A 14295-nucleotide genomic window follows, 5' to 3' on the forward strand; every position below is an offset into this window, starting at 1 on the left:
GTCGCTCGGGGCGGTAGCTCAGTCGGTCAGAGCAGGGAACTCATAATTCCTCGGTCGTGGGTTCGAGCCCCACCCGCCCCACGCGCGGTTCCGAGTCCGGCCCGACGCTCGCGTCGACGACGCGGCCGACGAGGCGTTGGGCCAGTGCCGGCGGCAGGGCCAGCAGCCGCTCCTGCACCGACCCGTGGGCGCGGAGCAGGACCACGAGGGCGTCGAGGCTGAGGCCGTCGCCCTGGACGACGAGACCGCTGTCGCGACCGTGCTCGTCGTCGCTGTGGACCGCGTCGGTCATGACGGTGTGGACGGGGTCGGCTGACGGGGGGAGCTCGTCACCCCACATCTCCTCCAGCGACGTCACGACCTGCCGGGCCCGCAGGCCCGCGGTGGTCACGTCGGCCGTCGTCGGCACGCGGTTGGCTTCCACCCCGGTCACATCGGCAGGACTGCCTAGAACTCGAGGGCGTCGCCTGCCCCTCTTCCGGGGGACGGTCCCTGAAACCTCTCAGACGGCCGGCTTCGCCCGCAGCACCGCCAGCATCCGGCCGCGCGGGGACCGACCGGCCGGGCGGACGACGTGGGTCGCCGGGCGCGAGGCCACCGGGGTGCGGCGGGCCGGGGTGGTGCTGGTCGGCGAGGCGGGACGTGCGGGCATGCGGCGGGGCTCCTCGGACGCGGTCGGGTGTCCCTGAGTCGTCGGCCGTGCGCCGGCCGGTGTCGAGCCGCTGTTCAGGTGACACCCGTCCGGGGGAGCGCCCCGGCGACGGCGGCCAGCAGCTGCGGCAGGGTCGGGGCGCCGGTGGCGCGGAACACCTCGCGCCCGTCGTCGTCCCGCAGCAGCACCGTGGGCGTTCCCGCGATGCCCTCCGCTGCAGCCCGTTCCACGTCGTCGGCCACGTCGACCTCGACCGTGCTCAGCGCCGGCACGAGGTCGGCCGCCCGCTGCACGACGCGGCGCGCGCCTCGGCAGGGCGCGCAGAACGCCGACGTCCACAGTTCGACCACCACGGGACCGTCAACGCCGGGACGCGCCCCCGGCTTCCGCCTCAGAGCAGGTAGCGGTACAGCGGGTCGTCGGCGGTGATCTTGTCGAAGGTCGGGGGAGCGGCGTCCATCCGCGCGAGGAGCCCCGGCAGGTCGTCCTTGGTGGGGATCTCGATGCCGACGAGGGCCGGGCCGAACTCGCGGTTGCTGCGCTTGACGTACTCGAAGAGCGTGATGTCGTCGTCCGGGCCGAGCACCTCGTCGAGGAACCGCCGCAGCGCACCGGGTTCCTGCGGGAACTCCACGAGGAAGTAGTGCTTGCGCCCCTCGTGCACGAGGGCCCGCTCGATGATCTCCGCGTACCGGGAGACGTCGTTGTTGCCACCGGAGACGATGGCGACGACGCTCTGGCCGGGTTCCACCCGCACGTACCCGGCGAGCGCCGCGGTCGCCAGGGCGCCGGCGGGCTCGGCGATGATCCCGTCGGTCTGGTACATCGCCAGCATCTCGACGCAGATCGCCCCCTCGGGGACCGCGACGAGCTCGACCGGGTGCTGTTCCACGACGGCGTGCGTCACGTCCCCCACGCGGCGGACGGAGGCGCCGTCGACGAACGTGTCGAGGTCGCCGAGGCGGACCGGTCGCCCCGCGGCGAGGGCGGCGGCCATGGACGAGGCACCCTCCGGCTCGACCCCGACGACCCGCACGTGCGGGTGCCGTTCGCGCACCCACGTGAGGACGCCGGCGAGGAGTCCGCCGCCGCCGACGGGCACGACGAGCACGTCCGGGGGCGTCTCGCCGAGGGCGGCGAGCTGCTCGACGACCTCGACGGCCACCGTGCCCTGGCCGCAGACGGTGCGGACGTCGTCGAAGGCGGGGACCATCGTCGCGCCGGTGCGCGCGGCGTCCTGCGCCGCCGCGGCGGCGGCGTCGTCGTAGGTGTCGCCGAGCACGATGGTCTCGACGAACTCCTGGCCGAGGGCGGCGATGCGGTCGCGCTTCTGCCGCGGTGTCGTCCGGGGGACGTAGATCCGTCCGCGCACGCGCAGGGCGGCGCACGCGTACGCCAGCCCCTGGGCGTGGTTCCCGGCGCTGGCGGTGACGACCCCGTGACCGCGCTGCTCGGCGTCGAGCTGGGCGACGAGGTTGTACGCGCCGCGCAGCTTGTAGGACCGGACGGCCTGCAGGTCCTCCCGCTTGACGCGCACGTGCGCGTCGAGCTCGGCGGACCAGCGGCTGTTGGTCGCCAGCGGGGTGCGTGTGACGACCTTCGCCAGGCGGGCGGCCGCGTCCTCGACGTCGGCGGCCGTGGGCAGGGCGATCGGCTCCCGCTCCGGCTCGCGCGCGGACTCCAGGGACGGCACGGCGTCGATCGACATGGGCACGATCCTCCACCGCCGACGGACCGCGTGGCCACCAGGGTCGTGCACAGGAAGGTCTCAACGTGGGGCTCGGTGCCGAGTTCCCGGGGTCGGTGTGAAGTGAGCCACATGTGGTGGTCGCGGCGGTTCTGGCCAGGTGAGGCAGCGCTATCTTCGGCGAGGCTCACCTCACCGGGGAGCCGTGGACCATCGCGTGGAGGAGGTGCGCCGTGCTCGCGACGTTCGTCATCGGGCTGCGGGAAGGCCTGGAGGCGTCGCTGATCGTCGGCATCGTCTCGGCCTTCCTCGTCCAGCGCGGGGAGCGGCGGGCGCTGCGGTTCGTCTGGGCCGGGGTGGTGGCCGCCGTGGTGCTGTGCGTCGGCGTGGCCGCCGCGCTGCAGGCGGCGACGCAGTCCCTGCCCCAGCGCCAGCAGGAGCAGTTGGAGACCGTGCTCGCCCTCGTCGCCGTGGCGATGGTGACCTGGATGGTCGTCTGGACCACCCGGAACGCCCGGACGATGCGCGCGGACCTGGAGTCGTCGGCGTCCTCGGCCCTGGCCCGCGGCTCGTCGTGGGCCCTCGTCGCCATGGCCTTCTTCGCCGTCCTGCGCGAGGGGCTGGAGACCTCGGTCTTCCTCCTGGCGACCTACCAGGCCTCCGGCAGCAACTCCACGGGCGCCCTCGGGGCGACCCTCGGCATCGCGCTGGCGGTCGTCCTCGGCTACCTCCTCTACCGCGGCGGGGTCCGCATCGACCTCGCGCGGCTCTTCCGCGTCACCGGCGTCGTGCTCGTCCTCGTCGCCGCGGGCCTCGTGATGTCCGCCGCCCACACCGCCTACGAGGCCGGCTGGCTGCTCGCCGGCCAGGAGAAGGTCCTCGACCTGACCGCCGTCGTCGCCCCGGGCACCGTCCGGTCGGCGCTGCTCACCGGCGTCCTCGGCTGGCAGCCCCGGCCCACGCGGGCCGAGCTCGTCGGCTGGTTCGTCTACCTCGTCCCCATGCTCGTCGTCGTCCTGCGGCCCCGGACGCGCAGCGCCGCCCCGCAGCGCGTCGCCGCCTGAGCCCCCAAGCACCCCCTGCACCCCGAGAGGTCCACGTGATCCGCACGTCCCGCCCCCTCCTCGCGCTCGCCGCGGCCCCGCTGCTCCTCCTGGTCGCCTGCAGCGGTGGCTCGAGCGCCGCCGACGACTCCGCCGCGGGCGGTGGCTCCACGAACGGGGCCGTCAAGGTGACGCTCACCGACGACGGGTGCACGGCGGAACCGAACTCGGTGCCGGCCGGTGCCGCCTCGTTCGAGGTCGTCAACTCCGGCGCCAGCGCCGTCACCGAGGCCGAGCTGGTGAACTCCGGCGGCCGGATCCTGGGCGAGCGGGAGAACCTGACGCCGGGGCTGACGGGGAAGTTCTCGTTGAAGCTGGAGGCGGGGGAGTACACGATCCAGTGCCCCAACGCCGCCACCGAGACCTCGAAGTTCACGGTGACCGGGTCGGCGCCGAGCAGCACCGAGGACCCGTTGTTCGCCGCCGCCACCAGCGGCTACCAGACCTACGTCAAGCAGCAGGTCGCCGACCTCGTCACGGCCACGGGCGCCTTCGCCGCGGCCGTCGAGGCCGGGGACGTCGCCAAGGCCAAGGAGCTCTACGGCCCGGCCCGCGCGCCCTACGAGCGCATCGAGCCCGTGGCCGAGAGCTTCGGTGACCTCGACCCCAGGATCGACGTGCGCATCGCCGACGTGGCCGACCCCTCGACCTGGACGGGGTTCCACCGCATCGAGCAGGCGCTGTTCGAGAAGGGCACCACGGAGGGGATGGCGCCGGTCGCGCAGCAGCTCGTCGCCGACGTGGGGCAGCTGAACACGCTCGTGCAGACGACGACCTACCAGCCGGCCGACCTCGCCAACGGCGCCTCGGGCCTGCTCGACGAGGTCGCCAAGTCCAAGGTCACGGGGGAGGAGGAGGCCTACTCCCACCTCGACCTGCTCGACTTCGCGGCGAACGTCGAGGGGTCGCGGAAGGCGTTCGACCTGCTCACCCCGGCCCTGCAGGTCACCGACGCCGACCTCGTCACGACGATCCAGGGCCGGTTCGACGACGTGCAGACGGCCCTGCAGCCGTACCGCCGCGGTGACGGGTACGCCCTCTACACCGAGCTGACGCCGGACCAGGTCAAGGACCTCGCCACGGCCGTCGACGCCCTCGCCGAACCCCTCTCGCAGGTGTCCGGCAAGGTCGTCGGCGCCGCGAACCAGTGAGGTCCCGTCCGTGAGCGTGATCCGTCCCAGCCGGCGCGGCGTCCTGACGAGCGCCGCGGTCGTCGGTGCGGCCGGGATCGGCGCGGGCGTCAGCGCCGTCGCCTCCCGACCGGCCGCCGCCGGCTCGCCCACCGCGTCGCGCACCGTCCCGTTCCACGGGTCCCGCCAGGCCGGCGTCACGACGCCGGCCCAGGACTCCCTCGTCTTCGCCGCCCTCGACGTCACGACGAAGCGGGCGGGTGACCTCGCCGACGTGCTGCAGCGCTGGAGCGCCGCCGCCGCGACGATGACGACGGGCGTCCCCGTCGGCGGGCCGGGTGGCCTCGGCGGGGCGAGCGACGAACCGCCGCAGGACACCGGCGAGGCCCACGAACTGCCGGCCGCGAACCTCACCGTGACCCTCGGGTACGGGCCGTCCCTGTTCGACGAGCGGTTCGGCCTCGCCGACCGCCGGCCCGCGGCGCTGGAGGAGCTGCCGGCCCTGCCGGGGGAGCAGCTCGACCCGACCAAGGTGGGCGGGGACCTGTGCCTGCAGGCGTGCGCCGACGACCCGCAGGTGGCGTTCCACGCCGTCCGCAACCTCGTCCGCATCGGCCGCGGGACCGTCCGCGTGCGGTGGATGCAGCTCGGTTTCGGGCGCACCTCGACGACCTCGACGGCGCAGTCCACCCCGCGCAACCTCATGGGCTTCAAGGACGGCACCGCGAACCTGCGCGCCGAGGACACCGCCGACCTGGAGAAGTTCGTGTGGGTCGGCGGGCAGGGCGCTCCCTCGGCGGACCAGGAGTGGATGCGCGGCGGGACCTACCTCGTCGCGCGCCGCATCCGCATGCTCATCGAGTCCTGGGACCGCGCCTCCCTCGGGGAGCAGGAGCGCGTCATCGGCCGCGCCAAGGAGTCCGGTGCGCCGCTGTCGGGGACGCAGGAGTTCGACGCCCTCGACCTGGACAAGACCGTGCACGGCAAGCCCGCCATCGACGTCGCCGCGCACGTGCGGCTCGCGGCCCCGGACACCAACGGCGGCGTCAAGATGCTGCGGCGCGGGTACTCCTACACCGACGGGCTCGACGTCGCGACGGGTCAGCTCGACGCCGGGCTGTTCTTCATCGTCTTCGGCAACGACCCGCACCAGCAGTTCGTCCCGGTGCAGCGCAGGCTCGGAACGCACGACGCCCTGGGCGAGTACATCAAGCACACCGGGTCGGGGATCTTCGCCTGCCCGCCGGGAGTGCAGCGCGGCGGCGCCTGGGGCGAGGGGTTGTTCAGCTGAAGGTGCGCCGGACCGGGAAGCGCCTCACGGCGCACGGCCGCTCGTAGCGGCTTCAATTTGGGACCCGGGGCTACCGCGGCCCGACGCAGTCCCATTGTAACGACGGGTCTGCGCCCGGCGCAGCCCCCGGGTCAGCCGAGTTCGCCGGCCCGCCACCGGACGGCGACGTGCTCGAGCTGCTCCGCGGTCCGCACGAGCCGTGCAGCGGAACGGGTCAGGGCCGCCCCCGCGTCGTCGGCGGCGTGCTCGGAGTCGGTCCAGCCCGCGTCGGCGTGGTGGGCCCGGCCGATCGCGAGGATCCGGCAGAACGCCGCGGCCCGTTCCAGCGTCACCGCGAAGTCGCCGTCGGCCACCCCCCGCAGGACCTGGTCGACGACGGTCGCGACCTCCTGCGGGCCCGGCGGGTCGGCGACCCCGGCCACGACCTCCAGCACGGGGGCGTGGCGACGGCCCTCCGCGTACTGGCGGGATACGGCGACGGGCTGGCGGTGCACCCAGGTCCGCAGCACGTAGAGGCGCCACAGGGCGCCGGCGAGGGAGTCGGCCGGGGCATCGGCCCACAGGTCCGCGATGACCTCCAGGCCCTCGTCCTGGGCGAGGCGGACGACGCGGCGAGTGACCTCGGCGTCCTGGGCGCTGCGGGCGCCGTGGACGAGAGCGCTGGCGGCGGCGTGCGCGGCCTCCTGGACGGCGGAGGGGTCGACGCCCCCGGCCAGGCTGACGATCGCCTCGTCACCGGGCAGAGCGGGCCGGTGGTGCCGGCGGGGTGGAACGGGATCGGGCACCAGGAGATGGTGCCACCGCTCGCAGCGGTGCGCTCAGCCCCGGAAGGGCGGCGGGGGCGTCGACATCGTCGCGCGCGGGCAGTCGCGCAGGCGCAGACCGCCGTGGCCCAGCGCCTCGTCGCACAGCGACTCCACGCTCCAGCCGAGCTGGCTGCCGAAGAGCGTCACGGTGACGCGGTAGATCGTGATCTCGTACTTCGTGGGGGTGCCGTAGGCGACGTGGATGCGACCGATGAGCTCGGCGCCCGCGGCGTTGTCCGGGCCGTGCCAGGGGCGGTCGAAGCGGCTCCACAGCGAGGGACCGGCCTGCCAGACGCCACCGTTCTGCACGTCGCGCAGGGCGAGCTCGACGAGGACCGAGCGCGCGGCCTCCTCGGGGACGATCGCCGCCGGCCGGATGACCTCGGAGATCTCGCCCGCGGCCGAGCGCGTCGCGGGCTGGGTGAGCTGGTCGTCCACGCGGGGTCCCTCCGTCGTCTGCTGCCTCGAGCCGGCCGTTCTCCGACAGTGGTCCATCGACATCCGCCCGGCGGACTTGAGCGTGGAGGAGTTGTGGACACCGGTGGTCCCGGGCGTGATCCGTGGGGCATGATGGGCGCGTACGGAGCAGCACTACGTGTAGTCGAAGCATCACAGCCAGTCGTTCTGCGTGACGTGAGGTCGTAGGGGAAGACGTTCCTCACACCGACGCAGAAGGAGACAACGGCATGTCCGGTGCGACGACCCGCGGCGTGCTCTTCGTGCACTCCGCACCGCGAGCGCTCGTCCCGCACATCGAGTGGGCAGCCGGCGGTGTCCTCGGCGTGCGCGCGTCCTTCGACTGGACGAGCCAGCCGATCGCTCCGGGCTGCCTGCGCGCGGAGTACTCCTGGCAGGCGCCGCAGGGGACCGGTGCGCTGCTGGCCTCCGCCCTGCGCGGCTGGGCCCACCTCCGCTTCGAGGTCACCGAGGAACCCTCCCAGGGCTGCGACGGCGGCCGCTGGAGCCACACGCCGGCGCTCGGCATCTTCCACGCCGCCACGGACGTGCACGGCAACGTCCAGGTGCCCGAGGACCGCGTGCACGCCGCCATGGACCTGCTCAGCACGGGGGACGCCGCGGGGGCTCGTCGCGCCCTCGCCCTCGCCGTCGGGGAGGCCTGGGACTGCGAGCTCGAGGCGTTCCGCCACGCCGGGGACGACACCCCCGTCCGCTGGCTGCACCAGGTCGGCTGAAGCGAGCCCGGGAACGCAGGAAGGCCCGCCGCGAGCGGCAGGCCTCCTGCGGAGCGGAACGGGTCAGCGGGAGGCGAACACCGCGCTGACGTTGTGGCCGCCGAAGCCGAACGCGTTGTTCAGGCCGATGAGCGTGCCCGTCGACGGCAGCGGCCGCGGGTCCTTGCGCACGACGTCCAGCGTCACCTCGGGGTCGAGGTCGTCGACGTTGATCGTCGGCGGGGCCATCCGGTCGCGCAGGGCCAGGATCGTGAAGATGCTCTCCACCGCACCGGCCGCGCCGAGCAGGTGACCGGTCATCGACTTCGTCGCCGACACGGCGATGCCGTCGACCGCGTCGCCGAGCGCGAGCCGAAGCCCCTTGTCCTCCGCCACGTCCCCGACCGGCGTCGACGTCGCGTGCGCGTTGACGTGGGCGATGTCGGAGGCCTGCAGCCCTGCCTGCTTCAACCCGTCGAGGATCGCGCGGCTGACGCCCGCACCCTCGGGCTCGGGGGCGGCGACGTGGTAGGCGTCGGCCGACAGCCCGGTGCCCAGGACGTCGGCGTAGACGCGGGCGCCGCGGGCCTGGGCGTGCTCCTCGGACTCCAGGACGAGGATGCCGGCGCCCTCACCGAGGACGAAGCCGTCCCGGGCGGTGTCGAAGGGCCGCGAGGCGCGCTCGGGGTCCTCGTTCCGCTTGGACATGGCGTGCATCGAGGTGAAGGAGGCGATGGGCAGCGGGTGGATCGCCGCCTCGGTACCGCCGCAGATGACGATGTCGGCGCGACCCGAGCGGATCATCTCCACGCCGTAGGCGATGGCCTCGGCGCCGGAGGCGCACGCGCTGACGGGGGTGTGCGCCCCGGCGCGCGCGGTGAACTCGATGCTGATGGCGGCCGTCGGGCCGTTGGCCATGAGCATCGGGACGGTGAGGGGCAGGACGCGGCGCGCGCCCTTCTCCTTGAGCGTGTCGTACGCCGTCAGGAGGGTCCAGATGCCGCCGATGCCGGTGGCCACGACCGAGCCGAGGCGCAGCGGGTCGACCTCGGGGGAGCCGGCGTCGGCCCACGCCTCGCGGGCGGCGATGACGGCGAACTGCTGGGAGGGGTCGAGCCGCTTCATCTCGCGACGCTCCAGCACGCTGTCGGCGCGCACGGCGGCCGTGGCGGCGAACGTCACGGGCAGCTCGAACTCGTTGATCCAGTCGTCGGTGATGGGACGCGCCCCCGAGCGGCCGGCGAGCGCGGCCTCCCAGCTGGTGCGGACGTCGCCGCCGAGCGGTGTCGTGGCGCCCAGCCCGGTGACGACGACGCGGCGCGACGAGGTCGTCGCGGTCGACGGGGTCGACGGGGTCGTGGTCATGTCGGTCAGCTCCTCCTGGAACTCAGACGGCGTGCGAGGGTCCTGCGGGTGGCCGGCCCGCCGAGGCGGGCCGGCCGGGTGCTGCTGGTCGGGCGTGCTCAGCCCTGGGCCTGGGAGATGTAGGCGACGGCGTCGCCCACGGTCCGCAGGTTCTTGACGTCCTCGTCCGGGATCCGGACGCCGAACTTCTCCTCGGCGTTGACGACGATCGTCATCATCGACAGCGAGTCGATGTCCAGGTCGTCGGTGAACGACTTGTCCGCGAGGACGCTGTCGGTGGGCAGGCCCGTCTCCTCGTTGACGATCTCGGCGAGACCGCTGAGGATCTCCTGCTCACTGGCCATGCGTGGCTCCTCCATGTGGACGGTGGTCCGCCTGGACCACCGCAACGACCTGACCGCGGGGGTTCGCGACCAGGAGAACTCAGCCGGCTACGGGAGCCGGACGACCTGGGCGGCGTAGGACAGACCTGCGCCGTAGCCGATCAGCAGCGCGAGGCCACCGGACGGGGCGTCCCCGTCGGCCATCGCGCGCTCCAGGGCCAGGGGGATCGAGGCGGCCGAGGTGTTGCCCATGTCGACGATGTCGCGGGCGACGTGGACGCTCTCGGGCAGCTTGAGCTGCTTGACCATCGCGTCGATGATGCGGGCGTTGGCCTGGTGCGGCACGAACACGTCGATGTCCTCCGCGCTCACCCCGGCGGCGTCGAGCGCGGCCTGGGCGACGGGCGCCATCTGCCAGACGGCCCAGCGGAAGACCGACTGGCCCTGCTGCTCCAGGTAGGGCCAGCGCTCCACGTCGCCGACCTCGGCCGGGTCCTCGGCGACGAGGGCGGCGTCGGTCTGCTGGGCCGAGCGCAGCTCCAGCCAGGAGAACTTGGACTTGATGAGCTCGGCCTGCCCGCCGTCCGACCCCCACACCGTGGGGCCGACGCCGGCCTCGTCGCCGACCCCGATGACCGCGGCGCCCGCGCCGTCGGCGAAGAGGAACGCGGTCGAGCGGTCGTGCTGGTCGGTGAAGTCGGACAGCTTCTCGGCACCGACGACGAGGACGTTGCGGGCGGTCCCACCGCGGACCAGGTCGGCGGCGACCGCGACCCCGTGGCAGAAGCCCGCGCAGCCGGCGGACACGTCGAACGCGGCGGCCGGCGTGGCGCCGAGGCGGTGCGCGACGACCGCGGCGGCGGCGGGCGTCTGGTACGGGTGGGAGACGGTCGCCAGGATGACGGCGTCGATGTCGGAGCCCGTCAGCCCGGCCTGCGCCAGCGCCTTGGCGGCGGCGTCCTCGCTCATGTCGACGACCGAGACGTCCGGGGCCGCCCACCGGCGGGTCCGGATGCCGGTGCGCTGCTGGATCCACTCGTCGGAGGAGTCGATCCAGGTGCACACCTCCTCGTTGTCGATGACGCGCGGCGGGCGGTGGGCGCCCACGCCGAGCAGGCGCGCCTCGCGGGTCGGGGCGGTCTTGATCGCGGTCACAGGGCGGCCTCCGTGGTGGTCAGCGTCGCGGCCACGCCACCGTGCTCGGTGATCATGGTCCGGGCCTTGTCCAGGTCGTCCGGCGTCTTCAGGGCCAGGACGTCCACACCCTTCAGTGTGCGCTTGGCCAGGTTGGTCAACGTCCCCGCGGGGGGCACCTCGATCAGCCCGGTCACCCCGAGACGGGCGAACGCCTCCGTCACGAGGTCCCAGCGCACGGGACGGCTGACCTGGGCGACGAGCCGCTGCAGGAACTGCGCGCCGTCGCTGACCAGCTCGCCGTCGGCGTTCGCGGCGATCGGCACGCTCGCCGTGCCCGGGTCGATCCCGGCCGCGAGCTGCTCCAGGGCACCGACGGCCGGGGCCATGTGCTCGGTGTGGAAGGCGCCCGCGACCTGCAGCGGGATGACGCGCGCCTTGGCGGGCGGGTCGGCGGCCAGCGCGGCGAGGGCCTCCGTCGTGCCGGCGGCGACCGTCTGCCCGCCGCCGTTGGCGTTGGCGGGCGTCAGGTCGAGGGCGGCGAGCTTCGCGGCGACCTCGTCCGGGTCGCCCCCCAGGACGGCGCTCATGCCCGTGGGCCGGGCGGCGGCGGCCGCCGCCATGCCCCGGCCGCGCTCGCGCACGAGGACGAGGGCCTGCTCGGGCGTCAGCGCGCCCGTCGCGGCGGCGGCGGTCAACTCGCCCACGGAGTGGCCGGCCACGGCCCCCGACACGGCCGCGAGGTCGGCGGGGGAGGCGACGAGTTCGCGCAGGCCCAGGAGCCCGGCGGCGACGATGAGCGGCTGCGCCACGGCCGTGTCGCGCAGGGTCTCGGCGTCGGAGACGGTGCCGTGCGCCACGAGGTCGTCCCCGACGACGGCGGAGGCCCAGCGCAGCCGGTCCGCGACACCGGGCAGCTCGAGCCACGGGGCGAGGAAGCCGGGCGACTGTGAGCCCTGACCGGGGAAGACGAAGACGAGCACCGGCTCAGCCTGCCCGTCGGGGCCCGTGGATCACGGTCACGACGCTCACCGACTTCACGCCCGTGTCTTGTAGGGATCCTCCAACCGGCCCACTGGAGGTCAGCGAACGTCTAGTGATCGGTCGGGCACGCTGCGTCGATGCAGGTCAGCGACCGCCGCCGGTCGGCTCGGTGCGCGGTGCCGCTCCCACCTGCGACAACCGGCCCAGTGCCAAGGCCGTCTGCAGCACGAACCGCTCCCGCGGCGCCGACGGCGTCCACCCCGAGACCTCGGCCACGCGCCGCAGCCGGTAGCGGACGGTGTTGGCGTGGACGTACAGCGAGCGGGCGCACGCCTCGAGGGACCCGCCGTGGGCGAGGTAGGCGGTGAGCGTCTCCAGCAGCGACCCGCCCGCGTCGGCCAGCGGGGCGTAGGCGCGGTCGACGAGCGCCCGGCGGGCCGTCGCGTCCCCCGACAGGGCCCGTTCGGGCAGCAGGTCGTCGGCCAGCACGGGCCGCGGCGCCTCCGGCCACGCCCGGGCGGCGACGATGCCCGCCTGGGCCGCGCGCGCCGAGCGGGCGGCCACGGGCAGGCTGCCGACCGTCGGCCCCACCACGACGGGCCCGGGGCCGAACTCCGTGCGCGCCAGCCGGTCCGCCGTCGCCCCGACGTCGAGGTCACCGGTCAGCAGGACGACCAGGCGGTCGCCCTGCACCCCGACGAGCGCCTCGCCGCCGGCCTCGCGGGCCAGGGAGCGCACACGGGCGACCGCGCCGGCCGAGGCCTGCTCGCCCGAGGGTCCGATGACGACGGTCGTCGGCGCGTCGAGCGTCCAGCCCAGAGCCGCGGCGCGCGAGGCGATCGTGTCCTCGCCGTCCCCGCGCAGCACGGCGTCGACGACGAGGGCCTCCAGGCGGGCGTCCCAGGCACCGCGGGACTCCGCCGCGCGGGCGTAGACGGCGGCGGCGGCGAAGGCCACCTCGCGGGAGTAGCGCAGCAACGCCTCGCGGGCCGCGACCTGCTCGCCCGGTTCACCGTCGCCGACGACGGCGTCCAGCCCCTCCTCGACGACCGTGATCGCGGTCCGCACGAGCTCGACGGTCTGCTGCAGGGTCACCGAGCGCATCAGCTCGCGCGGGGCCGTCCCGAAGACCGCCGTGCCGGCGAGGACGTCGGGGTCCGGTTCGGACAGCCAGCGCAGGAAGTCGCCGAAGCCGGCCTGCGCGACCAGGCCCACCCAGGACCGCTCGTCCGCCGGCAGCTGCGCGTACCAGGGGTGCGCGGAGTCCATCCGGGCCGCGATCGCGGAGGCGAAGGAGCCTTGTGCCTGTTCCAGCCGGTGGACCGTCGCGGGCGACAGCTCGGTCGGTTCCTTCGGCACTCCGGAAGCCTAGGGGGTGGCACCGGTCCGGGCGTCGGACGGCGCAGCGGGCGACCGGGCCGACGTCGCCCGTCTGCACTAGGGTCGGCGACGGGTGACCCGCCGAAGATCCCGAGGAGTCACCTCGGAGGACGCGCGGAAGGGGACGCATGGGACTGCTCGACCGGTGGCGCAAGCCGACGCCGGGGGGCGCCACGTCCGGGCCGGGGACCCGTCCGGCCGGCCGACGCGCCCGCCGGCGCGCCCGTCGCGCCGAACCCGTCGTCAACGAGGCGCAGCTGCGCGAGGTGCTGCGCGAGGACCCCAACGACCCCGCCGCCTTCGCCGCCCTCGGCGAGCTGGTCCGGACGCGGGCCGCCCTCGCCCGTGAGGAGGACGCCGGCGGGACGCCCGACCCCGACGAGGTGCGCCGCGCGGCGGACAACGCCGAGTGGGCCCTCGCCGAGGAGATGGCACAGAGCCCGCAGGCCTGGCGTCCGCTGCTCGTCCTGGGACGCCTGTCGCTGGCCGACGACCGGGAGGCCGCGCTGCGCCGCCTCGGCATCGCCGCCGAGCGGGACGCCTCGGGGACCGGCCTGGCGGCCGCGCTGGGCGTCCTGCGGGAGGCCGGGATGAACGACGAGGCCCTGTCGCTGGGGGTGGGGCACTGGCGCCCGCGCGAGCACGACCTGGAGGCCGGTCGGCACCTCGTGGCCGCCGCCATCGACGCGGGCCGGTTGTCCGAGGCGCGGCGCCACCTGAAGGCGCTGGGGATGCACCCGGACTCCGCACGCGTGGACCGGTTGCGCGCCGAGCTCGAGCAGCAGATCGCCCGCGCCGCGCACTGAGACGCCTCACGGCGCCGGGGCGGTCACCAGACCGGGACGAGGTACGGCGCGAGGCACCAGCGCACGCTGGCGCGGGCGGCCACGGCCGCGAGCGACACCGCCGCCACCACCCCGGCGAACCCCAGGTCGGGCGGCAGCGCGGAGCTGACCGCCAGCGCGACGGCCCCCGACCCGAGGACGGGCGGCAGCAGCGCCGTGCGCAGGACGGTGTCCCACCGCACCCTGCGGTGCACGACGTGCACCACCAGAGCGGTGACGGCCTGCGTCAGCAGGCCGGCGAGGAGACCGGTCAGCGCGCCCAGGTAGACGAACACCGCGTCCCACGACCCGAGCGCCCCGCCCGAGCCGAGGACCGCCCCGGTGGCGCCGCCCACGACGCCACCGGCTCCGAGCCCGACGAGCAGCAGCCGCCCGAGGACGGTGACACCGACCTCCTCGGGCAGCAGCTGCCGCGAGCTCACG

17 protein-coding genes and 1 tRNA gene are annotated in these 14295 nt (G+C 74.7%); 7 read left to right on the plus strand and 11 right to left on the minus strand.

Annotated features, from left to right (window positions below):
- Positions 1-7: 7 nt before the first annotated feature.
- Positions 8-81, plus strand: a tRNA-Ile gene (locus tag ACFEMC_RS07025).
- 103 nt (positions 82-184) lie between these two features.
- A complete protein-coding gene (locus ACFEMC_RS07030) occupies positions 185-316 on the plus strand; it encodes a hypothetical protein (protein ID WP_380174895.1) in 132 nt (43 codons plus the stop codon).
- Positions 317-502: 186 nt separating this feature from the next.
- Here the strand turns inward: ACFEMC_RS07030 and ACFEMC_RS07035 are convergent, their stop codons facing one another.
- The 3 genes from ACFEMC_RS07035 to ilvA all read right to left on the minus strand — a co-directional run bounded on the left by ACFEMC_RS07035 (position 503) and on the right by ilvA (position 2360).
- A complete protein-coding gene (locus tag ACFEMC_RS07035) occupies positions 503-652 on the minus strand; it encodes a hypothetical protein (protein ID WP_380174897.1) in 150 nt (49 codons plus the stop codon).
- Positions 653-726: 74 nt separating this feature from the next.
- On the minus strand, positions 727-1002 hold the full coding sequence (locus ACFEMC_RS07040) for a thioredoxin family protein (RefSeq protein WP_380174898.1): 276 nt from the start codon (positions 1000-1002) through the stop codon (positions 727-729).
- 41 nt (positions 1003-1043) lie between these two features.
- Positions 1044-2360: a threonine ammonia-lyase IlvA gene (ilvA, locus tag ACFEMC_RS07045; RefSeq protein ID WP_380174900.1), complete on the minus strand. Its 1317-nt coding sequence runs from the start codon at positions 2358-2360 to the stop codon at positions 1044-1046.
- 212 nt (positions 2361-2572) lie between these two features.
- Here ilvA and efeU point away from each other — a divergent pair, with 212 nt between their 5' ends.
- The 3 genes from efeU to efeB are packed head-to-tail and all read left to right on the plus strand — an operon-like array spanning position 2573 to position 5863.
- Entirely contained in the window at positions 2573-3403 is an 831-nt protein-coding gene (gene efeU, locus ACFEMC_RS07050) for an iron uptake transporter permease EfeU (RefSeq protein WP_380174901.1), read from the plus strand.
- A gap of 35 nt (positions 3404-3438) precedes the next feature.
- Positions 3439-4593, plus strand: a complete 1155-nt coding sequence (gene efeO, locus ACFEMC_RS07055) for an iron uptake system protein EfeO (protein WP_380174903.1) — start codon at positions 3439-3441, stop codon at positions 4591-4593.
- 16 nt (positions 4594-4609) lie between these two features.
- Complete coding sequence (gene efeB, locus ACFEMC_RS07060) at positions 4610-5863, plus strand: iron uptake transporter deferrochelatase/peroxidase subunit (RefSeq protein ID WP_380176646.1); 1254 nt, start codon at positions 4610-4612, stop codon at positions 5861-5863.
- 131 nt (positions 5864-5994) lie between these two features.
- On the opposite strand, the gene ACFEMC_RS07065 is transcribed toward efeB, so the two are convergent.
- Positions 5995-6648, minus strand: a complete 654-nt coding sequence (locus ACFEMC_RS07065; RefSeq protein WP_380174905.1) for a hypothetical protein — start codon at positions 6646-6648, stop codon at positions 5995-5997.
- A 33-nt stretch (positions 6649-6681) separates the two neighbouring features.
- A complete protein-coding gene (locus tag ACFEMC_RS07070; RefSeq protein ID WP_367635909.1) occupies positions 6682-7107 on the minus strand; it encodes a hypothetical protein in 426 nt (141 codons plus the stop codon).
- Positions 7108-7355: 248 nt separating this feature from the next.
- Here ACFEMC_RS07070 and ACFEMC_RS07075 point away from each other — a divergent pair, with 248 nt between their 5' ends.
- Positions 7356-7862 carry a DUF3145 domain-containing protein gene (locus tag ACFEMC_RS07075; protein WP_380174908.1) on the plus strand — a complete coding sequence of 169 codons (507 nt, stop codon included), beginning with the start codon at positions 7356-7358 and terminating at the stop codon, positions 7860-7862.
- Between the two features lie 63 nt (positions 7863-7925).
- Here ACFEMC_RS07075 and fabF read toward each other — a convergent pair whose 3' ends face one another.
- From fabF to ACFEMC_RS07100, 5 genes are all read right to left on the minus strand, one after another.
- Positions 7926-9206, minus strand: a complete 1281-nt coding sequence (gene fabF, locus ACFEMC_RS07080) for a beta-ketoacyl-ACP synthase II (protein WP_380174910.1) — start codon at positions 9204-9206, stop codon at positions 7926-7928.
- A gap of 98 nt (positions 9207-9304) precedes the next feature.
- Positions 9305-9550, minus strand: a complete 246-nt coding sequence (locus ACFEMC_RS07085) for an acyl carrier protein (protein WP_366172058.1) — start codon at positions 9548-9550, stop codon at positions 9305-9307.
- Positions 9551-9637: 87 nt separating this feature from the next.
- The gene (locus ACFEMC_RS07090) at positions 9638-10684 is read right to left on the minus strand and encodes a beta-ketoacyl-ACP synthase III (RefSeq protein ID WP_380174913.1); all 1047 of its coding nucleotides are present in this window, start codon (positions 10682-10684) and stop codon (positions 9638-9640) included.
- Positions 10681-11646, minus strand: a complete 966-nt coding sequence (locus ACFEMC_RS07095; protein ID WP_380174915.1) for an ACP S-malonyltransferase — start codon at positions 11644-11646, stop codon at positions 10681-10683. Before ACFEMC_RS07095 ends, ACFEMC_RS07090 begins: the two co-directional genes overlap by 4 nt.
- Before the next feature lie 145 nt (positions 11647-11791).
- Positions 11792-13006, minus strand: a complete 1215-nt coding sequence (locus ACFEMC_RS07100; protein ID WP_380174917.1) for a PucR family transcriptional regulator — start codon at positions 13004-13006, stop codon at positions 11792-11794.
- Between the two features lie 149 nt (positions 13007-13155).
- Here ACFEMC_RS07100 and ACFEMC_RS07105 point away from each other — a divergent pair, with 149 nt between their 5' ends.
- Complete coding sequence (locus tag ACFEMC_RS07105) at positions 13156-13833, plus strand: hypothetical protein (protein WP_380174919.1); 678 nt, start codon at positions 13156-13158, stop codon at positions 13831-13833.
- Between the two features lie 23 nt (positions 13834-13856).
- On the opposite strand, the gene ACFEMC_RS07110 is transcribed toward ACFEMC_RS07105, so the two are convergent.
- The gene (locus ACFEMC_RS07110) at positions 13857-14294 is read right to left on the minus strand and encodes a hypothetical protein (protein ID WP_380174921.1); all 438 of its coding nucleotides are present in this window, start codon (positions 14292-14294) and stop codon (positions 13857-13859) included.
- Position 14295: the final 1 nt, after the last annotated feature.

The organism is Kineococcus sp. DHX-1 (assembly GCF_042473625.1).
In the GTDB taxonomy this organism is placed as follows: Bacteria; Actinomycetota; Actinomycetes; order Actinomycetales; family Kineococcaceae; genus Kineococcus.